The sequence below is a fragment of the Streptomyces sp. NPDC002669 genome, from assembly GCF_042889165.1.
In the GTDB taxonomy this organism is placed as follows: Bacteria; Actinomycetota; Actinomycetes; order Streptomycetales; family Streptomycetaceae; genus Streptomyces.
On record NZ_JBIAQQ010000007.1, the window covers coordinates 231,834 to 252,735 of the forward strand.

The 20,902-nt window shown below is 71.4% G+C and carries 17 protein-coding genes; 7 read left to right on the plus strand and 10 right to left on the minus strand.

What is annotated here, in order from left to right:
- The first annotated feature begins 83 nt into the window (after window positions 1–83).
- On the plus strand, window positions 84–281 hold the full coding sequence (locus tag ACFYW1_RS13685; protein ID WP_388991153.1) for an anti-sigma factor family protein: 198 nt from the start codon (window positions 84–86) through the stop codon (window positions 279–281).
- Here the strand turns inward: ACFYW1_RS13685 and ACFYW1_RS13690 are convergent.
- The 3 genes from ACFYW1_RS13690 to ACFYW1_RS13700 all read right to left on the minus strand — a co-directional run bounded on the left by ACFYW1_RS13690 (window position 215) and on the right by ACFYW1_RS13700 (window position 3,053).
- Window positions 215–781, minus strand: coding sequence for a sigma-70 family RNA polymerase sigma factor (locus tag ACFYW1_RS13690; RefSeq protein ID WP_388991155.1), 567 nt, complete (start codon window positions 779–781; stop codon window positions 215–217). The two genes, ACFYW1_RS13685 and ACFYW1_RS13690, sit on opposite strands and share 67 nt — an antisense overlap.
- A 252-nt stretch (window positions 782–1,033) precedes the next feature.
- Window positions 1,034–2,482 (minus strand): amino acid permease, encoded by a 1,449-nt coding sequence (locus ACFYW1_RS13695; RefSeq protein ID WP_388991157.1) that lies wholly within the window; start codon window positions 2,480–2,482, stop codon window positions 1,034–1,036.
- Between the two features lie 109 nt (window positions 2,483–2,591).
- A complete protein-coding gene (locus ACFYW1_RS13700) occupies window positions 2,592–3,053 on the minus strand; it encodes a universal stress protein (RefSeq protein ID WP_388991159.1) in 462 nt (153 codons plus the stop codon).
- Between the two features lie 167 nt (window positions 3,054–3,220).
- Here ACFYW1_RS13700 and ACFYW1_RS13705 point away from each other — a divergent pair, with 167 nt between their 5' ends.
- Complete coding sequence (locus ACFYW1_RS13705) at window positions 3,221–4,063, plus strand: polysaccharide deacetylase family protein (RefSeq protein WP_388991161.1); 843 nt, start codon at window positions 3,221–3,223, stop codon at window positions 4,061–4,063.
- A gap of 85 nt (window positions 4,064–4,148) precedes the next feature.
- Here the strand turns inward: ACFYW1_RS13705 and ACFYW1_RS13710 are convergent, their stop codons facing one another.
- The 3 genes from ACFYW1_RS13710 to ACFYW1_RS13720 form a co-directional block, all read right to left on the minus strand.
- Complete coding sequence (locus tag ACFYW1_RS13710; protein ID WP_388991163.1) at window positions 4,149–4,673, minus strand: hypothetical protein; 525 nt, start codon at window positions 4,671–4,673, stop codon at window positions 4,149–4,151.
- Between the two features lie 161 nt (window positions 4,674–4,834).
- Window positions 4,835–5,605, minus strand: coding sequence for a DUF4239 domain-containing protein (locus ACFYW1_RS13715; RefSeq protein ID WP_388991165.1), 771 nt, complete (start codon window positions 5,603–5,605; stop codon window positions 4,835–4,837).
- A gap of 16 nt (window positions 5,606–5,621) precedes the next feature.
- Window positions 5,622–5,843 carry a hypothetical protein gene (locus tag ACFYW1_RS13720; RefSeq protein ID WP_388991167.1) on the minus strand — a complete coding sequence of 74 codons (222 nt, stop codon included), beginning with the start codon at window positions 5,841–5,843 and terminating at the stop codon, window positions 5,622–5,624.
- A 1,282-nt stretch (window positions 5,844–7,125) separates the two neighbouring features.
- Here ACFYW1_RS13720 and ACFYW1_RS13725 point away from each other — a divergent pair.
- Window positions 7,126–7,944, plus strand: coding sequence for an SAM-dependent methyltransferase (locus tag ACFYW1_RS13725; protein WP_388991169.1), 819 nt, complete (start codon window positions 7,126–7,128; stop codon window positions 7,942–7,944).
- Entirely contained in the window at window positions 7,941–10,115 is a 2,175-nt protein-coding gene (locus ACFYW1_RS13730) for a putative bifunctional diguanylate cyclase/phosphodiesterase (protein WP_388991171.1), read from the plus strand. The genes ACFYW1_RS13725 and ACFYW1_RS13730 overlap by 4 nt, the downstream gene beginning before the upstream one ends.
- A 66-nt stretch (window positions 10,116–10,181) precedes the next feature.
- On the opposite strand, the gene ACFYW1_RS13735 is transcribed toward ACFYW1_RS13730, so the two are convergent.
- Window positions 10,182–11,072 (minus strand): LysR family transcriptional regulator, encoded by an 891-nt coding sequence (locus ACFYW1_RS13735; RefSeq protein ID WP_388991174.1) that lies wholly within the window; start codon window positions 11,070–11,072, stop codon window positions 10,182–10,184.
- Between the two features lie 96 nt (window positions 11,073–11,168).
- On the opposite strand from ACFYW1_RS13735, the gene ACFYW1_RS13740 reads away from it, so the two are divergent.
- From ACFYW1_RS13740 to ACFYW1_RS13750, 3 genes are read left to right on the plus strand one after another with little or no spacing between them, the layout of a single operon-like run.
- Window positions 11,169–11,876, plus strand: coding sequence for a succinate dehydrogenase (locus tag ACFYW1_RS13740; protein WP_388991176.1), 708 nt, complete (start codon window positions 11,169–11,171; stop codon window positions 11,874–11,876).
- 1 nt (window position 11,877) lies between these two features.
- Window positions 11,878–13,827: a fumarate reductase/succinate dehydrogenase flavoprotein subunit gene (locus ACFYW1_RS13745; protein WP_388991178.1), complete on the plus strand. Its 1,950-nt coding sequence runs from the start codon at window positions 11,878–11,880 to the stop codon at window positions 13,825–13,827.
- The gene (locus ACFYW1_RS13750; protein WP_072488934.1) at window positions 13,824–14,570 is read left to right on the plus strand and encodes a succinate dehydrogenase/fumarate reductase iron-sulfur subunit; all 747 of its coding nucleotides are present in this window, start codon (window positions 13,824–13,826) and stop codon (window positions 14,568–14,570) included. The genes ACFYW1_RS13745 and ACFYW1_RS13750 overlap by 4 nt, the downstream gene beginning before the upstream one ends.
- 76 nt (window positions 14,571–14,646) lie before the next feature.
- Here the strand turns inward: ACFYW1_RS13750 and ACFYW1_RS13755 are convergent, their stop codons facing one another.
- The 3 genes from ACFYW1_RS13755 to ACFYW1_RS13765 form a co-directional block, all read right to left on the minus strand.
- Complete coding sequence (locus tag ACFYW1_RS13755) at window positions 14,647–16,410, minus strand: glycosyl hydrolase family 18 protein (protein WP_388991181.1); 1,764 nt, start codon at window positions 16,408–16,410, stop codon at window positions 14,647–14,649.
- 246 nt (window positions 16,411–16,656) lie between these two features.
- Window positions 16,657–19,080 (minus strand): excinuclease ABC subunit UvrA, encoded by a 2,424-nt coding sequence (gene uvrA, locus ACFYW1_RS13760; protein ID WP_388991183.1) that lies wholly within the window; start codon window positions 19,078–19,080, stop codon window positions 16,657–16,659.
- Between the two features lie 212 nt (window positions 19,081–19,292).
- The gene (locus ACFYW1_RS13765; protein ID WP_388991185.1) at window positions 19,293–20,684 is read right to left on the minus strand and encodes a polysaccharide pyruvyl transferase family protein; all 1,392 of its coding nucleotides are present in this window, start codon (window positions 20,682–20,684) and stop codon (window positions 19,293–19,295) included.
- Window positions 20,685–20,902 lie beyond the last annotated feature (218 nt).

A 20,902-nucleotide genomic window follows, 5' to 3' on the forward strand; every position in this document is an offset into this window, starting at 1 on the left:
GCATTGAACCGGGGGAGCGCGCCCCGCGTGGCCAGAAGGGCAGGATCCGTCACGGCCGGGTCCGCACACGACACGAGGATGCGATGAGCGCCGATCCCGGGAAGGACCCGCACGTGCGGCAGTTGCTCGGTGCCTACGTTCTCGACGCGCTCACGGCCGGCGAGACCCGTGAGGTCTGCCGCCACCTGCAGACCTGCGACGACTGTGCCGCCGACTACGTGCAGGTCGCGGAGGCCGTCTCGCTGCTCGCCCTGCTCGGCGAGGAGGAGCTGCTGGAGTAGCCCGGCAGGCTGCGGGCGAGCCGGCGCAGCGCGTAGTAGGACCGGGACTTGACCGTGCCCGGCGGAATGCCGAGCACCTGGGCCGTCTCGTTCACCGTGAGCCCGCGGAAGTACATCTGGACGAGGACCTCGCGGTGGTCCGGGTTCAGGGCGCGCACCGCCTCGCGCACGTCGAGGGCCGAGACCGTGGCCTCGGCGGTGTCCTCCCCGTCCGCGGCCGTCTCCAGCACGACGTCGCCGACCTCGGCCGGGCGGGCCTGCCGGGACCGGCGCGCGTCGATCGCGAGGCGCCGCGCCACGGTGAAGAGCCAGGGCCGCATCGACTCGTACGGGGCGTCGAACGCCTCCGGATGCTGCCAGGCGCGCACCAGAGTCTCCTGGAGCAGGTCCTCGGCCCGCTGCCGGTCGCCGAAGGTCAGCCCCAGCAGGAAGCGGAAGAGTGCGGCACCGTGCTCCCGCTGGAGGCCCGCGAGGGCCTGCTCATCCGTCGTGGTGGTCATCGTGAACGCCCTTCCCGCCGAGGCCCTGCCGCTTCGCTGCCGACGGGCGTATCCGAACGCATCGGGGCGCCGAGGAACAGGCGATGGGCCTTGCCGTGCGACGAGCGGTCGCACAGTGCGGCGAATGGTGCGGTGAACGGTCGGGCGGTGCGATGTGTGTACGGGTGACGGCCCCGGACCACGGGCGGCGCGCCCCGGCCGCCCGTGGTCCCGTGCCGCCGGCGGACGCCGCCACGGGGGCCGGGGCCGCGCTCAGGACTTCTTCGTCCCCGTGCCCGTCCCGGTCGTTCCCGCCATCTCCGACTTCCGGTAGGAGTAGCCGAAGTAGACGACCAGGCCGACCAGGAACCACACCGCGAACCGCACCCAGGTCTGCCACTGGAGGAAGGTGATCAGCCAGATCGAGAACACCACCCCGAGGGCCGGGACGAACGGCATCCCGGGGGTGCGGAACGTACGCGGCAGATCGGGCTGCTTGTAGCGCAGCACGATCACGGCGACGCACACCACCACGAACGCCAGCAGGATGCCGATGTTGGTCAGCTCGGCGGCCTCGCCGATCGGCAGGAATCCGGCGATCGCCGCCGAGGCCACACCGACGATCCAGGTCACCCGGGTCGGGACGTGCCGGGTGGGGTGGGTCTTGGCGAACCACTTCGGCAGCAGCCCGTCACGGCTCATCGAGAACCACACCCGGGTCACACCGAGCATGAAGGTGAACATGACGGTCAGGATGCCGATGATGGCACCCACCGCGATCACGTCGGCGATCCCGCTGAGGCCCACCGCCTTGAAGGCCGTGGAGAAGCCGGACTCCGGGTCGATGTCCTCGTAGCTCTGCATCCCCGTCAGCACCAGGCACGCCGCCACGTAGAGGACCATGGAGATGGCGAGGGAGTACAGGATCGCCTTCGGCATGTGGCGCTGGGCGTCCTTGGACTCCTCGGCGGCCGTCGACATGGCGTCGTACCCGAAGACCGCGAAGAACACCGTGGCCGCGCCCGTGAAGGCGCCGCTCACCCCGAACGGGAAGAAGGGGTGGTAGTTGGCGGTGTTGATGTGGAAGACGCCCACGCCGATGACCAGCAGGACGACCAGGACCTTCAGGACCACCACGACCGTCTCGAACCGGGCCGCGTTCTTGATGCCGAGGGTCAGCAGGTACGCGACCAGCAGACAGAGCAGCGCGGCGAACAGGTCCACCTTGTGGCCGTCGCCGGTGCCGGGCGCGCCCAGCATCCACTTCGGCACGTCCAGCCCCAGCTCCCCGAGCAGGAAGCTGAAGTAGCCGGAGATGCCGATCGCGACCACCGCCACGATCGCGGTGTACTCCAGCAGCAGGTCCCAGCCGATGAACCAGCCCACCAGCTCGCCGAGCACCGCGTATCCGTAGGTGTACGCGGACCCGGCCTTCGGGATCAGCCCCGCGAACTCCGCGTAGCTGAACGCGGCGGCCGCGCTCGCCACACCCGCGATGAGGAACGAGAGCAGGACGGCGGGGCCGGCGGTGCCGTTGGCCACCGTGCCGGCGAGGGTGAAGATGCCCGCCCCGATGATGCCGCCCACACCGATCGCGGTGAGCTGCCACAGTCCGAGCGTTCTGGTGAGCTGAGCGGTGGCCTCCCCCGCGGGCCCCCGCTCGTCGATCTGCTCGATCGGCTTGCGGCGCAGTACGCCCTCGCCCACTCGGAGCCTTGCCATGAGTCACCTCTTCACTGACGGCCGTCTCTGACGGGCGCTCATGATGACTCAGCCGGAGCCGCTGCGGAAGAAGGCGTGCCGTTTGGCGGAAGGAAGGATTCCGCAGAGGTCAGGGGACTACCGTGACGGGCCAACGCCCCGCTTTCACCAGCCGGACCGCCACCGAGCCGACGAACCGGTGCCCGGCCGACTCCGACGCGCCCACCACGACGGCGTCCGCCTTCAACTCGTCCGCCGCGGTCACGAGCCCGTTGTAGGGGTCGCCGCGGAAGGTGTGGAACTCCCAGCGCACGTTCCACACGTCCTTCAGCCGCCGGGCCGCCTCCCGGATCTCGTGCACCAGCCCCTCCGCGACCTCGCCCGTGGTATCGGCGATCGGCGCGCCGAGTGCCGCCCCGGCGGGCAGCACGGGCTGGACGTAGACGAGGGCGAGCATGGCCCCCTGGCGGCGGGCCAGACCTGCCGCGTAGGCCGCGGCGCGCATGGAGGAATCGGATCCGTCGAGGCCGGCGACGATCACTTTCGGTCCGTCTGTGCCACGTTCGAACTCGTGAGGCTGCGGTTCTGTCACGGCAGTGAGGCTATCCGCTGCCTCGGGCCGTCCTCGGACCGGGCGGCGGCCCGGCCCGGTCCGAAGCTGCCGCTTGCTCCATCGCAGATCCCTCCATTGGGTGCAAAAACCTCCGTCCCCGGTGTCGTCGGCCGGGACACGCCCGCCCGCCGTGCGAGCAGTTGGTCATGAAAAATGATCAGAGTTTTCCGGGGCGCAGGGCGCTGCTGCGCCTGGCCGTCGGACTCGGCACGGCCGCCGCCGTGCGCGTGATCGCCGCGGACCCGGCCGGGACACCGCTCCGGGACCCCGCACCGGCCCGGGCCGGTGCGGCCGGCCCTCCGCCGGCCGTCCGGACCCGGCCCGCCTCGTACCGGCTCCGGCCCATGACCGCGGGTGCCCCGCCCCGGTTCCGGCCCGCGGCGCCCCCGGTCCGCACCCGGCCCTTCGAGGAACTGCCCGAGATCGGGCGCGCCATGGTCCTGACCTTCGACGACGGCCCGGACCCCCGGCACACCCCGCACATCCTCGACACGCTGCGCGAGTACGACGTCCGCGCGATGTTCTTCGTCTGCGGGGAAATGGCCCACGACAACCAGGACCTGGTGCGGGCCATCGCCGGGGACGGCCACACCATCGGCAACCACTCCTGGACCCACCCCCTGGTCACCGGACTCTCCCGGGCGGGCGTCCGGGACGAACTCGGCCCCACCAGCGAGGTGATCGAACGGCTCACCGGCACCGCGCCGCTCTGGTACCGGGCGCCGTACGGGGCGTGGAACCGCAACTCCTTCGAGATCGGTGCCGCCCTGGGGATGGAGCCCATGGCGTGGACCGTGGACACGCTGGACTGGACCGAGCCCGGCACCGGCACCATCGTCCGCCGGGTCCGGGAGGGGGCGGCGCCCGGCGTCGTCGTGCTCTCGCACGACGCGGGGGGCGACCGTTCGCAGAGCGTGGCGGCGCTGCGCCGGTACCTTCCCGAACTGCTCGACGAGGGCTACCGGATCACGGTGCCGCAGCGTCGCTGAACGCGTTCCGGTTCCGGCCCCGTCACGCCCGTCGCCCCGGGTCCTGTGCACCAGGACCCGGGGCGACGGGCGCAATGCCCTGCCGTCAGCGCGGGCGGTTCTCCCCGTGCCGGCGCGCCATGTGGACGGCGCCGGTGGCCGCGGCCACCGCCAGCACCGTTCCGGCGACGAGCTCCGCGGTGCTCGGACCGCCGCCGCCGAGGCCGCCCCGCACACCGGCCGGGGTGGCCGCGGAACCGGCCGTCGGCGCGCGGGAGGCCGCGGCGACCGTGAGACGGACCTTCGCCGTGGAGCCGGGCGGCGCGCTGCAGATGAACGTCACCTCGTGGGAGGAACCGGGCTTCGCGTCCCAGTCGACCGTGGCCGCCGCGGAACCACCTCCGGGAATGGTGACGGTGTCGAAAACACCCGATCCGGCCGTTGCGGTTGCAGAGCACCCCCGGGCCGCCAGGGTGACCTGGCCTCCCGGCGCGATCACCGACGGGGTGACGGTGTATCCGGTCGCGGAGGACGCGCCTCCCGACGACGCCGCGGACGCGATTGCGGCCGGAGCGGTCAGGACGAGAGCGGCGCCGAGCAGGGCGACGGGTGCGACACGTATGGAACGCATGGATGAATCCTCCGGGTCCCCGAGGAGCACTTGCGGAACGGTTTTCCACGAAGTGTCAGAAATGCGCCTCGACCCGCCAAACGCTAGGAGTCGTGCATTCCGCTCGCGATCGGGGTACGCCGCCCGGGGCACCGGTTTCGCCCGAGCGGCGCACCCCCGTGTCACCGTCCGCCCGCGGCTTCCGGGAACAGATCGAGGAACGGCGCGGCGGTGGCCGAGAGACCCCGCCCGAAGGGGGTGTCGAAATCCCAGATCAGGAAGAGCAGAAAGGCGATCAGAACGCTGAAGAAACCGGCCAGGAGCAGTTCGCGGAAACTCCTGCGGATCTGCAACGTGAAGATCATTCCAACGGTTACCAAAGCCCCGATGACCAGGCCGAACCAGACCACGCCCGGCATGGTCGCCCCCGCGCTCTGCCCGCGTGCGCTGCGCGAGTCGTCGGCCGCGGCGACCTCGTCGACCAGTGGCTGGTACGCCTGTCCCTCGTGGTCGTTCGCCGGCCGGTACTGGGTGACGTCGGAGCGCACCCGGTCGAGGAGCCGGGTGCCCTCGGCGGTGAGCGTGCCGTGCTCGCTCATCGACTGCCACTCGTCGTGCACGACATGGCGCACGTAGGCGTCGACGTCGGCGCGGATGCGGGTGCGCACCTCGGCCGGGTAGACGGCGGAGCGGGCCTTCACCTCGTGCAGCGCCTGGGCCTCCTGGCGCACGTACTCCTGGGCGGCGCCGCGGCCCTCCCAGACGCCCGCGATGGCCAGGCCCAGCACGATCGCGTAGACCACGCCGATCATCATCGTCATGTACTCGATGACGTCGGGAGTCTCGGACGGGTCGTCGTCCTCCCCGACCCGACGGTTGTTGAGCACGGCGATGGTCAGGACGACGGCACTTGCCGCGGCCATGGCGAGGGTGAGAACAAGCCATTCCGACATGAGACTTCTCCGGAGGTCAGCGGGAGCGGGGACGCAGGACGGCGACGGCGAACACCGCGGGCGCCGTGATCAGCAGGGTGAGGGTGACCAGGGAGGCGCCGTGCCGGGGGACCTTGCGCGGTGGCTTGCGGTAGGTGGGCAGCGCCACGGGGCGGGGCGAGGCGGGCGCGGGGCGTGCGGAGGGCGGGGACGAGGGTGAGGAGGAGGGCGCGGGCGGGAGGACGGGGGGCGGGGTCACTGGCTCCGGTTCCGGTCGTGGTGTTGCGGACGGTGCGGGTGGGGCGGGCCGCGGAGTGGGCGGGGGAGGAGGGGGCGGAGGCGGGGGTTCGGTGGCGGGCGGTGGCGGGCGCGGCGTCGGTGGTGGGGGCGGCTCGGTCACCGGACCCGGGCGGCAGGGGCCGGTGCCGGACACGACGGCCGACGAACTCCCGCCGTCCTCACCGATGTAGGCGTACGCGCAGCTGTCCGCCGCAGCCGGTAACGGGGTGCTCAGCAGCCACAGCAGTGCGACGGCGGCGGTGAGCCGTCCTATGAGTGATCCGTACACGACGGCGAGCATGATCCGGCCGGTCGCGGGACACGCCGGGAAAGCGTTGGGTTCGCCTGATGGTGGGGACATCGGACGGCTCGTGTTTGCGCCCGTCGGGAAGGCTTCGGGGCACGTCGTGCGACGTGAGAGGCGGTGTCCGGTCCCGGCGGCGGGCCGGCGGCAGGGGGCGGGTCAACTGGATTGGCGCGTACGGAAGTTGACGTGAGCGGCCGAGGGGCGTTCCGTTCGCGCCGCCTTCGCCGGCCCTGCGGACGGCGTGCGAACGGGCGGTGGAGCCAGGCATTCCGGTGTGGTGGACCGGGTATGGAACCAGGCGTTCCGGCAGGGCGGGCGGCCGGTCCCGGACCGGGGTGGATTGCTAAGGCGATCGAGTGAAGGCGCCCGGCCCGGAGGCCCGGCCGAAGGCGGCCGGTGCGGGGACCCGGGCGGCGGCTCCCGCAGGCGGAACCGCTCCGGTGTCCGGTGCCGGTCCCGGAAGGGCGGCGATTTCGCGCGCACTCCCTGGCCGTCGGCCAAATCGCCCGTACGGAAAGGATGTTGCCCCGAGGGAGGGAAATGCCGTCACGGCACCGCCGGCAAAGGATTCGTCACCCGCGACGGCCCCGGTGAACCGTCGTGCGGACCGATGTCCGTCAAGTGGTCCGTACCTTTTCCGGTGAAGTGAAACCGGTGGCGGTGACGGGAAACCGGGACGGCAATGGCGGTGGCGCCGCGGACACATGTTACGGGGTGCTCTCCGGTGCCCGCGCGGCGGGCTCCTCCCGTGATGGGCAAAGCCTTCCCGGAAGGGCCGTTCGGCGCCGAATGTCACACGTAGCGACTGATCGGTTGCACATGCCACTGGTGTGTGACCAATAACGGACGGCTAATTTCCGTTTCCACTCGCTCTCTTGGCGGACGATCAGTAGCCTCTGGTCAACACTGACCATGAACATGGCCGGATCGCCGTAGCGACTTGTTGGAGACATCGATGGAGCGTCCCGCCTGGGCACCGCAAGGCATAGACATCACGGTGCCGAGCGTGTCCCGCATGTACGACTTCTATCTGGGCGGATCGCACAATTTCGAGGTGGACCGGGAAGCGGCGCGCAAGGCCATGGAGTTCATGCCGGGACTCCCCAAGATCATGCAGGCGAATCGCGCCTTCATGCGCAGAGCCGTGCATTACGCGGTCGGCGAGGGCATCAGTCAGTTTCTGGACATCGGCTCCGGAATACCGACCTTCGGCAATGTCCACGAAATCGCCCAGGCCGCCGACCCCGGGGCCCGCGTGGCCTACGTCGACCACGACCCCGTCGCGGTCGCACACAGCAAGGCCGTGCTGGAGGGCAACGACCGGGCGGTGATCGCCGCCGCCGACCTGCGCAACCCCCAGGAGATCGTGAAGAGCCCGGAGGTCTCCGGACTGCTCGACCTGGACCGCCCGGTGGCCCTGCTGCTCGTCGCCGTGCTCCACTTCCTCAAGGACGCCGACGAGCCGCAGGCCGCGGTCGCCGAGCTGCGCGAGGCACTCGCCCCCGGCAGCCTCGTCGTCATCACCCACGCCTCGTACGAGGGGGTCCCGCTCACCCGGGAGGAGGCGGGTGGCATGGTCGGGGTCTACGAGAACATCCGCAACCCCCTCGTCATGCGGTCGCGCGACGAGGTCATGCGCTTCTTCGAGGGGTACGAGATGGTGGAGCCCGGACTCGTGTCGATGCCGCACTGGCGGCCGGAGACCCCGGTGGTGGCGGAGCAAGAGGATCCGTACGCCTTCTCGGGCTTCGCGGGAGTGGGACGCAAGGCGTGAGCATCCCAGCCCAGGCGTCCGGAGCGCCGGACGCGGAGCCCGACGGACCCGAGGGCCGGCTCCGAAGATTCGCCACCATCTGGAGCCGGGCCATCTTCCCCTCGACGGCCACCTCCCTGACCCGCGCGGAGTTCGAGCAGCACCTGCTGCCGCTGGCCCGCGGGCTCAGCGACATCCTGCACGAGCGGCCCTTCGACGCGGCCCCCGCGGGCGAGGTGGGCGCCGCCCTCGTCGCCGCGCACTGCACGGACCCCGACGCGCTCAGCAGCACGCTCGGCGTCATCGACTCCTACCTGGTGCTGTACTGCGGCGGCAACGGCTCGACGGCGCCGGCCCCCGAGGACCTCAGGGCCCGCTGCGCGCGGATGCAGCACGCCCTGGCCGGCGGCTTCACCGAGGCGCTGCGCCAGCGCACCCTCGCCGAGCAGGAGGCCATCGCGCGCTCGGCGCTCGCCGCCCGCTCCGAAGCCGAACAGGCGCTGCACGCGACGGAGGCGCGGTTCCGGGCCGTCTTCAAGGACGCGGCCATCGGCATCGGCATCGCCGACCTGGACGGCAACGTGCTGGAGGTCAACGACACCCTCACCCGGATGTTCGGCGGCCTCGACAACCACGTGCGCAGCCACAAGGTCAACGAATGGGTCCACCCCGAGGACTCGCCGCACGTCTGGAAGTACTACGACGAGCTGGTGCGCGGCGAACGCGAGCACTACCGGGTCGAGAAGCCGTACTACCGCAACGACGGCACCGTGCTGTGGACCAACCTGACGGTGTCGCTGCTGCGCGACGCCGAGGGCAATCCGCAGTACCAGCTGGCGCTGATGGAGGACACCACGGAACGCAGGCTGCTGAACCTGCGGCTGCGGTACGAGGCCACTCACGACGCGCTCACCGGTCTGCCCAACCGGACGCTGTTCTTCGAACGGCTGGAGAAGGCGCTCTGCGCCGACGAGGGCAGCCGTTTCGGCCTGTGCTACCTCGACCTGGACGGCTTCAAGGCGATCAACGACAGCCTCGGACACGCGTCCGGCGACCGGCTGCTGGTCGAGGTGGCCGACCGGCTGCAGAGCTGCGCGACCGCGCCCGGCGAGATGGTCGCCCGGCTCGGCGGCGACGAGTTCGTGGCCCTGACCACCGGTCCCGAGACCGAGAAGGAGGTCGCCGAACTGGCCTGCCGCATCCTCAACGCGCTCGGCACCCCCATCCGGCTCGAAGGCCGCGAGCTGACCGTGCGCGGTTCCATCGGTGTCGTGGAGGGCCCGGCGGGCGAACGCGGCGCCGCCGAGGTGCTGCGCAGCGCCGACATCACGATGTACCGGGCCAAGGGGGCGGGCGGCAACCGGTTCGAGTTCGCCGACGCGGAGGCGGACGCCCGTGCCATCACGCGGCACGGACTGACCACCGCGCTGCCCGCCGCACTGGAGCGCGGCGAGTTCTTCATCGAGTACCAGCCGCTCGTGCACCTGGGCGACGGCACGGTGCACGGCGCGGAGGCGCTGGTGCGCTGGTGCCACCCGCAGCACGGGGTGCTCGGCCCGGACCGGTTCATCCCGCTCGCCGAGCACACCGGCCTGATCGTGCCGCTGGGCCGCTGGGTGCTGGAGGAGTCCGTCCGGCAGGCCAACTTCTGGCAGGAGCGGCACGCCGACGGCGGACCGCTGCGCATCAACGTCAACCTCTCGCCGACCCAGCTGCACCACCCGCGGCTGGTCGCCGAGACCGTCGACGTGCTGGAGCGGTCGGGGCTCGACCCCGGGGCGCTGTGCCTGGAGGTCACCGAGTCCGCGCTCATCGGCGCGGACGACGACCTGCTCAAGCCGCTGCGGCAACTGGCCGAGATGGGCGTCGACATAGCGCTCGACGACTTCGGCACCGGCTACTCGAACCTGGCGAACCTGCGCAGGCTCCCGGTGAGCGTGCTCAAGCTGGACCGTTCCTTCACGATGGGCATGCAGCAGCACCCGGCGGACCCGGTCGACCTGAAGATCGTCGAGGGGATCGTCTCGCTGGCGCACAGCCTGGACCTCGCCGTCACGGTGGAGGGGGTGGAGACCGGGGCGCAGGCCGAGCAGCTGCGCAAGCTGGGATGCGACACGGCCCAGGGCTGGTACTACGCCCGGCCGGGCGCCCCCGACCGGATCCACTCGCTGCTGCTGGCCGACGCGGTGTGAGACCCCCGGGCTCCCCGCGGCCGGTCGTCCCGGCCGCGGGGAGCCCGGGGCCGGGGCCGGTCCGGGTCAGTCCTTCCGGGTGGCGAGCAGCACCCGCTGGAGTTCGCGCGCCGCACGCGGCGGAGCCACGTCGCTGCGGTGCGCCAGCGCGATGGTGCGCCGCAGACCGGGACGGGCCAGCGGCGTGGTCCGCAGCTCGTGGCCGAACCGCCCGGCGACCATGCTGGGCACCACCGCGATGCCGAGCCCGGCCCGGACGAAACCGAGCACCGCGTCCATCTCGCCGCCCTCCACCGTGAACGACGGCTCGAAGCCCTCCGCCCGGCAGGCGGCGACCGTCAGCTCCCGCAGGTCGTAGCCGTGCCGGAACATCACCAGGGGCTCCCCCTGGAGGTCGGCGATCCGCACGCTCCCGCCCCGGCCGGGCCGCGGCTTCCGGGCGGACGACACCACGACCAGGTCCTCCTGGAGCAGCTCGACCGTGGTGAGCGCGGGGGAGGCGGCGGGCAGCGGCAGGACCACCAGGGCGAGGTCGAGCGCGCCGCGCGCCAGCCCCCGCACGAGGTCGAGCGAACCGCCCTCCTCCAGCAGCAGCCGGATGCCCGGATGGCGGTCGTGGAAGGCGCGCAGCACGTCGGGGAGCAGGCCCGTGCAGAGGCTGGGCGTGGCCCCCAGGCGCACCCGGCCCCGGCGCAGCTGCGCCAGCTCCTGCACCTCGTGGCGGGCGGTGTCGGCGTCCGCGAGGATCCGGCGGGCCAGCGGCAGCAGCGCCTCGCCCGCGTCGGTGAGCGCGATGTTGCCCCGGGCCCGGCTGAACAGCTCCGCCCCCAGCTCGTTCTCCAGCGCCCTGATCTGCTGGGAGAGCGAGGGCTGCGAGACGTGCACCGCCTCGGCGGCACGGGTGAAGTGCCGGGTCTCGGCCACGGCGACGAAGTACGTCAACTGCTGGAACTGCATGCGCTCACCTCGACCGACCACGATAGCCCCGGCCTATGAAGATGAGCCAGTCCATGTCTTGGACTGATGGGGCCCTTCGGCCCTAGCGTCGTGTTCATGGCATTGGCAACCCGGACGGACCGACGGCCGTCCATGACGCGCACGATCTGGGACTCGTCCGTCGGCAAGAAGACGGTCATGGCAGTGAGCGGCCTGGTCATGCTCATGTACCTGGTCGTCCACATGCTCGGCAACCTGAAGATCTTCTTCGGGGCCGACGAGTTCAACCACTACGCGCACTGGCTGCGGACCCTGGGCGAGCCCTTCCTGCACTACGAGTGGGCCCTGTGGATCGTCCGTCTGGTGCTCGTCGCCGCCGTGGTGCTGCACGCCGTCTCCGCGTACCAGCTGAGCCGCCGCGACATCAGGGCGCGCCCCGCCAAGTACGTGCACCGCAGGCCGCGCGCCGGCTACGCCACCCGCACCATGCGCTGGGGCGGGATCATCCTCGGCCTGTTCATCGTCTGGCACATCCTCGACCTGACGACGGGCACCGCGCACCCCGGCGGCTTCCAGCCCGGACACCCGTACCAGAACGTCGTCGACACCTTCTCCACCTGGTACGGCAACACGGTCTACATCGCCGCCGTGCTCGCCCTCGGGTTCCACGTCCGGCACGGCTTCTGGAGCGCCGCCCAGACCCTCGGCGCGGGCAACGCGGCCCGCGACCGGGCCCTCAAGGCCCTGGCCAACGTCCTCGCGCTGGTACTGACGCTGGGCTTCATCTCCGTACCCGTCGCCGTCATGACCGGAGTCGTGAGCTGACATGACCGACTACACGCACTACGAGACGGGCGCGCCCGTCGTCGACGCCAAGGCCCCCGCCGGCCCCGTCGCCGAACGCTGGGACACCCGCCGTTTCCAGGCCAAGCTGGTCAACCCGGCCAACCGTCGCAAGCACACCGTCATCGTCGTCGGCACCGGCCTGGCCGGCGGATCGGCCGGCGCGACCCTGGCCGAACAGGGCTACCACGTCGTCCAGTTCTGCTTCCAGGACTCGCCCCGCCGCGCCCACTCCGTCGCCGCCCAGGGCGGCATCAACGCCGCGAAGAACTACCGCAACGACGGCGACTCCATCCACCGCCTCTTCTACGACACGGTCAAGGGCGGCGACTTCCGCGCCCGCGAGTCCAACGTCCACCGGCTCGCCCAGATCTCCGTCGAGATCATCGACCAGTGCGTCGCCCAGGGGGTCCCCTTCGCCCGCGAGTACGGTGGCCTCCTCGACAACCGGTCCTTCGGCGGCGTCCAGGTCTCCCGCACCTTCTACGCCCGCGGCCAGACCGGACAGCAGCTGCTCCTCGGCGCCTACCAGGCGCTGTCCAGGCAGATCGCCGCGGGCAACGTCGAACTGCACGCCCGCACCGAGATGCTCGACCTGATCGTCGTCGACGGAAAGGCCCGCGGCATCGTCGCCCGCGACCTGGTCACCGGGAGGATCGACACCCACTTCGCCGACGCGGTCGTCCTGGCCAGCGGCGGCTACGGCAACGTCTTCTACCTGTCGACGAACGCCATGAACTCCAACGCCACCGCCGTCTGGCGGGCCCACCGCCGCGGCGCGTACTTCGCCAACCCCTGCTTCACCCAGATCCACCCCACCTGCATCCCGCGCACCGGCGACCACCAGTCCAAGCTGACGCTGATGAGCGAGTCGCTGCGCAACGACGGCCGGATCTGGGTGCCGAAGGCCAAGGGCGACACCCGCCCCGCGAACGAGATCCCCGAGGACGAGCGCGACTACTACCTGGAGCGCCTCTACCCCTCCTTCGGCAACCTCGTGCCCCGCGACATCGCCTCCCGCGCCGCCAAGAACGTCTGCGACGAGGGCCGCGGCGTCGGCCCCGGCGGCCAGGGCGTCTACCTGGACTTCGCCGAGGCCATCGAGCGCATGGGCCGGGACAAGGTCGAGGAGCGGTACGGCAACCTCTTCGACATGTACGCGCGGATCACCGCGGAGAACCCCTACGAGACCCCGATGCGGATCTACCCCGCCGTGCACTACACGATGGGCGGCCTCTGGGTCGACTACGACCTCCAGACCACGATCCCCGGCCTCTTCGCGATCGGCGAGGCCAACTTCTCCGACCACGGCGCCAACCGGCTCGGCGCCTCCGCGCTGATGCAGGGCCTCGCCGACGGCTACTTCGTCCTGCCCTCGACCATCAACGACTACCTGGCCCGCCATCCGCACCGCGACGAGGTCGACGCCTCGCACCCGGCCGTGCAGGAGGCCGTCGCCGACACCGAGGACCGGCTCAACCTGCTGCTCTCCATCGACGGCGACCGCACCCCCGACTCCTTCCACCGCGAGATCGGCGAACTCATGTGGGAGTACTGCGGAATGGCCCGCACCGAGGAGGGGCTGCGCAAGGCGCTGGAACGCATCCCGCAGATCCGCGAGGAGTTCTGGCACCGCATCAAGGTCCCCGGCACCGGCGAGGAGTTCAACCAGTCCCTGGAGAAGGCCAACCGCATCGTCGACTACCTGGAACTGGCCGAGCTCATGTGCCTCGACGCACTGCACCGCGCCGAGTCCTGCGGCGGCCACTTCCGCGAGGAGTCGCAGACCCCGGACGGCGAGGCCGCCCGCCGGGACGAGGAGTTCTCCTACGCCGCCGCCTGGGAGTTCTCCGGCACCGGCGAGGCCCCCGTCCTGCACAAGGAAGACCTCGTCTTCGAGTACGTCCACCCCACCCAGCGGAGCTACGCATGAAGCTCACCCTGCGCGTCTGGCGCCAGAAGAACGCCGACGCCCCCGGCGCCATGTCCACCTACGAGGTGGACGGTATCTCGCAGGACATGTCGTTCCTGGAGATGCTCGACACCCTCAACGAGGAACTCATCCTCGCCGGCGACGACCCGGTCGCCTTCGACCACGACTGCCGCGAGGGCATCTGCGGGGCCTGCAGCCTCGTCATCAACGGCGACGCCCATGGGCCCGAGCGCACCACCACCTGCCAGCTCCACATGCGTTCCTTCGAGGACGGCGACACGATCGACATCGAACCGTGGCGCGCCTCCGCCTTCCCGGTCGTCAAGGACCTGGTCGTGGACCGCTCGGCCTTCGACCGGATCATCCAGGCGGGCGGCTACATCTCCGCCCCGACCGGCACCGCCCCCGAGGCGCACGCCACCCCGGTGCCCAAGCCGGACGCCGACTTCGCCTTCGAGCACGCCGAGTGCATCGGCTGCGGAGCCTGCGTCGCCGCCTGCCCCAACGGTTCGGCGATGCTCTTCACCTCGGCGAAGATCAACCATCTCAACGTGCTGCCGCAGGGCGCCCCGGAGCGCGAGACCCGGGTCCTCGACATGGTCGGCCAGATGGACAGCGAGGGCTTCGGCGGCTGCACCCTCACCGGGGAGTGCGCCACCGCCTGCCCGAAGGGCATCCCGCTGCCCTCGATCTCGGCCATGAACAAGGAATGGCTGCGGGCCACCCGCAAGGTGCGCCGCTGACCGGCGCGGACCACGAGGTCCCGGTCCCGGGGGCCGCCCGCCCCCGGGACCGGGACCTCGTCGCGTCCGGAACGGATCAGGACGTCACGGTGAGGTCGTCCGCGTGGACCGTGCCCTGCCCGTACCAGCCGTGCAGGTAGACGGTCACCGCCCCGGTCGAGCCGGTGGTGAAGGTCACCGACTGCTTCGCGTACCCGCTCGACGAACCCCAGACGCTCGCGGTCGCGTCCCCGCGCACCCCGAGGTACCCGTAGTTCCCCTGCACCCAACCGCTCAGCGTGTAGCGGGTGTTGGGGGACAGGGTGAGGCTCTGCGCGCACTCGCCGGTCTGCGAGGCGGTGGCCGCCACGGCCAGCGCGTGCGAACCGCCGTGCACCGGGGTGGAGACGACCGCGCCGCCCGCCTCACAGGTCCAGGGGCTCGGCGAACCGCTCTCGAAGTCGCCGTTGACCAGGACCCCGGTGCCGCCGCCCGGACCCGACACGGTCAGGGTGAGGACCGCCGAGTGGGCGAGCGTCCCCGAGGCACCCGTCACCGTGAGCCGGTACGTTCCCGGCGCGGCCGACTCCGCGGCGGACACCGTCAGCTTCGACGTGCCCCCGGCGGTGACCGATGCCGGGGCGAGCGTCGCCGTGACACCGGCGGGCGCCCCGGACACCGTCAGCGCCACGGTCCTCGCGCTGCCGGAGGTCACCGCGGTCCTCACGTCCGCCGTGACGGAACCGCCCGGCGCGACCGAGGCCGAGGCGGGCGCGACGGCCACCGAGTAGTCGTCCGTCACCGGACCGGAGCCGCCGGTGAAGGGTGCGAAGGTGTGGCTGAAGTACCAGGTGTCCTGGACGATGCCGGAACAGGTGTCGTTGCCGCCGGTGCCGGGGCAGCCCCCGTTGTCGCGCTGGAGCGCCCAGAACGACAGGGTGCTGACGCCCTTGGAGACGGCCCAGTCGTAGACCACCGGGGCGTCGGCCGTGGTGAACGTCTCGGCGGGGCCGTAGTCGTCGATGCCCGGCATCTCGATGATGCCGGTCATGCCCCACAGCTGTGCGTCGGTCCTCGACGGGTACAGACCGGCGAGCTGGTCCTTGAGGCCGCTGATCGCCGTCTTGGTGTCCTGCGCCATGTTGTGGGGGGCGCCGTCGTAGTAGTCGAACGTCATCAGGTTCACGACGTCGACCTTCGCGCCGTTGGCCACGGCGTTCTCCAGCACCGCCAGACCGCTGTCGGCGAGGCCGCTCGTGGTGGTGGGCAGGGTGTAGGAGATCTGCAACGGACGGCCGTTGGCCGCGGCCCAGTCCTGCACCTTCTTGATGGCCTTGTTGCGGCGGTCGATCCCGGCGCCGTTCTCCAGCGAGTTGTCCTCGATGTCCATGTCGAGACGGGACACGTCGTAGGTCGTGATGACCTTCTCGTACGCCGCCGCGATGGAGTCGACGCTCGTACAGCTGTCGGCGATCTCGGTGCCGCCGTTGTCGGCCGTGTAGCCGCCGAACGAGGGGATCACGTCACCGCCGCGCGACCGCATGGTGGTGAAGTCGGCGCCGAACACGGACGGGGCGACGGGGGTGCTCGAATCGCCGTTCCAGTAGGGGGTGCAGGAACCGCGGGCCTCCGTCTGGAGGAAGGCCATGGTCAGGTACTTGGCGCCGGACGCCTGCGAGAGCGCGGCCGGGCTGTCGCCGTTCCACGACTCGAAGTACGGGGCGAAGACATGGGCCGGCAGGGGAGTGGCGGCGGTCGCGGCGGCCTGGGCGCCGGTGCCCGATCCGAGGATCAGGCCGGCGGACGCGACGGTCGTCGCCACGGCACTCAGGACTGCGCCGAGTGCTCTTGGACGTCTCATGGGGTGCTCCCAGCGGGGTGAGGCAACGGGCGGATCGCACGGCTCTGCCGCGCCCGGTGCTGGGGCGCGGCCCGTTCCTGTGAGTCCCGGCCGGGGTCACATGCCGCACGGCGAGCAGCGGTCGTGAGGCATGCCCATGATTGGTCTGGACCAACTCGTGGTCAATGTTCTTTGCCGTTTCCTTTCCCATTGCTTACCCGATGCGGCAACTCGTCGTGGGGGAAGGCGAGTTGGCGGCAGAGGGTGTCAGGGCGGACCGAGGTGCGCGCCGAGATAGGCGGCCGTACGGCTGTCCGCCGCCCGCGCCACCTCGGCGGGCGTTCCCGCGGCCACGATCCGGCCGCCCCGGTCGCCGCCGCCGGGGCCGAGGTCGATCACCCAGTCGGCGCCCGCCACCACCGCCATGTCGTGCTCCACGACCACGACCGTGTCGCCCGCGTCGACCAGACCGTGCAACTGCCGCGTCAGCACCTCGACATCGGCGGGGTGCAGCCCGGTCGTCGGCTCGTCCAGCAGATACAGGGTGTGGCCCCGGCGGGTGCGCTGGAGCTCGGCGGCGAGCTTGATCCGCTGGGCCTCGCCGCCGGACAGCTCCGTCGCGGGCTGGCCGAGCCGCAGATAGCCGAGCCCGACGTCGAGCAGCGTCCGCAGGCTGCGAGCGGCGGCCGGGGTGTCCGCGAAGAAACCCGCCGCCGACTCCACCGTGAGGTCCAGCACCTGCGCGATGTCGAGCCCGCGCAGGGTCACCTCCAGGGTCTGCGGGTTGTACCGCGCGCCGTGGCAGTCCGGGCAGGGCGCGTACGTGCTGGGAAGGAAGAGCAGCTCCACGGAGACGAAGCCCTCGCCCTGGCAGGTCTCGCACCGCCCGCCCGCCACGTTGAAGGAGAACCGCCCGGCCCGGTACCCGCGCTCGCGGGCCGTGTCCGTTCCGGCGAACAGTTTCCGCACGACGTCGAAGAGCCCGGTGTACGTGGCCAGGTTGGACCGGGGCGTGCGGCCGATCGGCTTCTGGTCGACCTGGACTAGGCGGTCCACCGCCTCCAGCCCCAGCGCCGACGCGCACCCGGGCACGGGGTGCTCCACGGGCACGTCCGCGGCCCCGGCGGCCTGCCGGTCGGCGAGGGCCCCGGCCAGGACCTGGCCGACCAGGGTCGACTTCCCCGACCCCGAGACGCCCGTGACGGCGGTGAACACCCCCAGCGGGAACGTGGCGTCCACGCCCCGCACGTTGTGCCGCTCCACCCCGTTCAGCCGCAGCCAGCCCGTGGGCGCGCGCACCTCCCGAGCCGGGGCGGGCCCCTCGCCGAACAGAAAACGCCGGGTGGCCGACTCGGGCACGTTCGCCAGCCCGGCCGGGGGACCGCTGTGCAGCACCCGGCCCCCGTGCTCACCGGCCAGCGGCCCCACGTCGACCAGCCAGTCCGCCCGGCGCACCACGTCCATCTGGTGCTCCACGACGAAGACCGAGTTCCCGGCGTCCTTCAGTCGGCCGAGCACCCCGAGCAGCGACCGGGTGTCCGCCGGGTGCAGACCGGCCGAGGGCTCGTCCAGCACGTAGACGACGCCGAACAGACCGGAACGCAACTGTGTGGCGAGGCGCAGCCGTTGCAGCTCGCCGGACGACAGGGTCGGGGCCGTGCGGTCGAGACTGAGGTAGCCGAGACCCAGCTCGGTGACCGTCCCGATCCGGGCGAGCAGATCCGCCGTCAGCACCCGCGCCGCTTCGTCGCCGCCCGCCGTGCGCAGCAGTTCGGCCAGCGAGGTGAGCGGCAGCCCGGCCAGCTCCGCGATCGTCCGGCCGGCGAAGGTGACGGCCAGTGCCTCCGGACGCAGCCGGCCCCCCTCGCACACCGGGCAGCGGGCACTGGTGAGGAACCGCTCGGCCCTGGCCCGCAGGGTGCGGCTCCTGGAGTCGGCGAACGTGTGCATCACATAGCGGCGGGCACTCATGTACGTGCCCTGGTACGGGCGTTGGATGCGCCCGGCCTCCCGCACCGGATGCACCGTCACCACCGGCTGCTCGTCGGTGAACAGGATCCACTCCCGCTCCCCGGCGTCGAGCTCGCGCCACGGGCGGTCGACGTCGTGGCCCAGCGCGTCCAGCACGTCGCGCAGGTTCTTGCCCTGCCACGCCCCCGGCCAGGCGGCGATCGCCCCCTCCCGGATCGACAGCGAGGGGTCGGGGACGAGCAGTTCCTCGGTGGTGCGGTGGACCCGGCCGAGGCCGTGGCACTCCGGGCAGGCCCCGGCCGCCGTGTTCGGCGAGAAGGCGTCGGAGTCGAGCCGTTCGGCACCGGCCGGATAGTCCCCGGCCCGTGAGAACAGCATGCGCAGGGAGTTGGAGAGCGTCGTGACCGTCCCCACGGACGAACGGGCGCCGGGCGCCGAACGCCGCTGCTCCAGCGAGACGGCGGGCGGCAGGCCGGTGACCTCCCCGACCGCGGGCGCGCCGACCTGGTGGATCAGCCGGCGGGCGTACGGGGCGACGGACTCGAAGTAGCGGCGCTGGGCCTCGGCGTAGATCGTGCCGAACGCGAGGGAGGACTTCCCGGACCCCGAGACGCCGGTGAACACGGTCAGGGTGTCGCGCGGGATGTCGACCGAGACGTCCTGGAGGTTGTGCTCGCGGGCGCCGCGCACCCGGACGTACGGATCGTGGGGAGTGGACATGCGCGCGGCTCTCCGTGGGGATCGGTGCGGCTCCGGTGGTCCGGGGCAAACACTCCGATTCTAGGGCGTACCCGGCAGGGGGTGTCGTTCGCCGTTCGTCCGCGGGGCGTCGTACGCGGGCACCGGCGGCGGAGGGCGCGCCGGGCACCCGCGGCGGGGGAAGGCTGCTGTCGCGGGGCCGGTCCCGTCCGGACCGGCCCGTCACCGGGTTCTCAGCGGGAGGGGCGCAGCGCGCGCTTGAGGGGCCGTCCCACGGCGCTGCGGGCGCGCTGGTACGTGGAGCGCTGGGCGGGCAGCAGGGAGGTCTTCGAGAGCTTCCGCTGGAGCCGGGTGTTCTCGGCGGCGAGCTCGGTCAGCTGGGACTGGAGCCAGTTCATCCGTGTCGCCGTCTCGGCGGCGTCCGCACCGGTCCAGGGCCGGACGCCCGGCGGGAAGGCCAGCTTGCTCATCCTCGCCCCGAAGGCGGCACCGCCGTCGCCGTGGGTGAAGGTGTTCTCCAGGCCGTTCTTGTCGAGGAAGTTCGTGAACCGGTCGAACCGCTCCCGGTGACCGCGCATCAGTGGCCCGAAGTCCGCCTCGGCGTGGAGGTCGGCGGGGTCGAGGTGGGCCGGGACCTCGGAGAGCGTCCGGTGCGGGATCTCGAAGTAGCGGCACAGCTCCAGCGTCCGGGAGTCGCCGCAGAGCACGGTGGCCGGCGTGCCGGCCAGGAGCGCCGCGATGTTGCCGTGGATCCGGGAGCCGAAGGAGAAGTCGAAGCCCCGCAGATCCTCCATCCAGGTGGTCGGGTCGATGTAGACCCGGACCTTGTCCTCCCCGTACATGGGGTGGTCGGGGTGGGTGGGGATGGTGGTGAGCGCGGCGTTCGGGTGGGACATGTCGCGCCAGTGCAGCTGCCGCGCCTCGGAGATGTTCTGGCCGATGAAGCGGAGGTGGGGGTAGTGCGCGTGGGTGCGGTTGATGATCTGCCCGAGCTTGTGCTTGCGCACCGCGTCGTGCGATCCGTTGACGGCGATGCGCGATCCGGGCCCGAGCGGTCCGCCGCCCTCCCGGATGGTGAGGGCGGCGCCGTGCAGGAACATCGAGGGGCAGCCGATGACGTCCACGTCCCGGAAACCCATGTCCCGCAGGTACCGCTCGGTGAACTCCCCGCGCACCCCGATGGAGGCGCTGTGTTCGAGCACGGCGGAGACGAACGCGTAGACCGTGGGCTGCATGGGCTTCAGCCGGTCCGCGGAGTAGGTGACGCCGGTCTGGGCGCCGACGCCGGGGACCACGACGGGTATCTTCAGCTTCGATATGAGCTGGGTCAGCCGCTCCAGCTGGCGCTCGAAGGAGGGCCGGAAGGCGTTGGCGAGCGGGACGACGAAGACGTCGTACTCCTCGTTGATCCGGCCGGCGTCGGCGACCCGGGTGGCGATGCCGTTCGACACCACCTCGGAACGTGGCGTCTCCAGGATCTTGTGAGCGGCGTCGCTGAAGATCAGATTGCCCGAGTTGGTGGCGAACACGTCCTCATGGAGGGCGCGCTCGACAGGGACGGCGTCGTAGGGACTCTTCCCCGAGCGCAGGAGTATTCGCTTCACACCGTTAACGTTGGATGCCACAAACCTGAATATAGCTTTACAAACGCTTCTCGTTCCACGCGCATCCTGTACAACTTTTTGCCACCCCGGCGGAACGCGAGGACATGATCGTCCCTCCGCGGGCGCGCACGCGCCGTGTTGCGGACTCCCGGAACGGTGTGGGGTACACCGTACGGCCCTCTTGAGCCCCCGACGGCACCGCCCGTACGCTGCGTTCTGCGCGCGGGCGCGCCTACCGG

What these genes read in the sequence shown, in the direction of transcription:
- ACFYW1_RS13685 (WP_388991153.1), top strand. Translation starts at nt 84, where the DNA reads ATGAGCGCCGATCCCGGGAAGGACCCGCACGTGCGGCAGTTGCTCGGT.
- ACFYW1_RS13690 (WP_388991155.1), bottom strand. Translation starts at nt 781, where the DNA reads ATGACCACCACGACGGATGAGCAGGCCCTCGCGGGCCTCCAGCGGGAG.
- ACFYW1_RS13695 (WP_388991157.1), bottom strand. Translation starts at nt 2,482, where the DNA reads ATGGCAAGGCTCCGAGTGGGCGAGGGCGTACTGCGCCGCAAGCCGATC.
- ACFYW1_RS13705 (WP_388991161.1), top strand. Translation starts at nt 3,221, where the DNA reads ATGAAAAATGATCAGAGTTTTCCGGGGCGCAGGGCGCTGCTGCGCCTG.
- ACFYW1_RS13710 (WP_388991163.1), bottom strand. Translation starts at nt 4,673, where the DNA reads ATGCGTTCCATACGTGTCGCACCCGTCGCCCTGCTCGGCGCCGCTCTC.
- ACFYW1_RS13715 (WP_388991165.1), bottom strand. Translation starts at nt 5,605, where the DNA reads ATGTCGGAATGGCTTGTTCTCACCCTCGCCATGGCCGCGGCAAGTGCC.
- ACFYW1_RS13725 (WP_388991169.1), top strand. Translation starts at nt 7,126, where the DNA reads ATGGAGCGTCCCGCCTGGGCACCGCAAGGCATAGACATCACGGTGCCG.
- ACFYW1_RS13735 (WP_388991174.1), bottom strand. Translation starts at nt 11,072, where the DNA reads ATGCAGTTCCAGCAGTTGACGTACTTCGTCGCCGTGGCCGAGACCCGG.
- ACFYW1_RS13740 (WP_388991176.1), top strand. Translation starts at nt 11,169, where the DNA reads ATGGCATTGGCAACCCGGACGGACCGACGGCCGTCCATGACGCGCACG.
- ACFYW1_RS13745 (WP_388991178.1), top strand. Translation starts at nt 11,878, where the DNA reads ATGACCGACTACACGCACTACGAGACGGGCGCGCCCGTCGTCGACGCC.
- ACFYW1_RS13750 (WP_072488934.1), top strand. Translation starts at nt 13,824, where the DNA reads ATGAAGCTCACCCTGCGCGTCTGGCGCCAGAAGAACGCCGACGCCCCC.
- ACFYW1_RS13755 (WP_388991181.1), bottom strand. Translation starts at nt 16,410, where the DNA reads ATGAGACGTCCAAGAGCACTCGGCGCAGTCCTGAGTGCCGTGGCGACG.
- uvrA (WP_388991183.1), bottom strand. Translation starts at nt 19,080, where the DNA reads ATGTCCACTCCCCACGATCCGTACGTCCGGGTGCGCGGCGCCCGCGAG.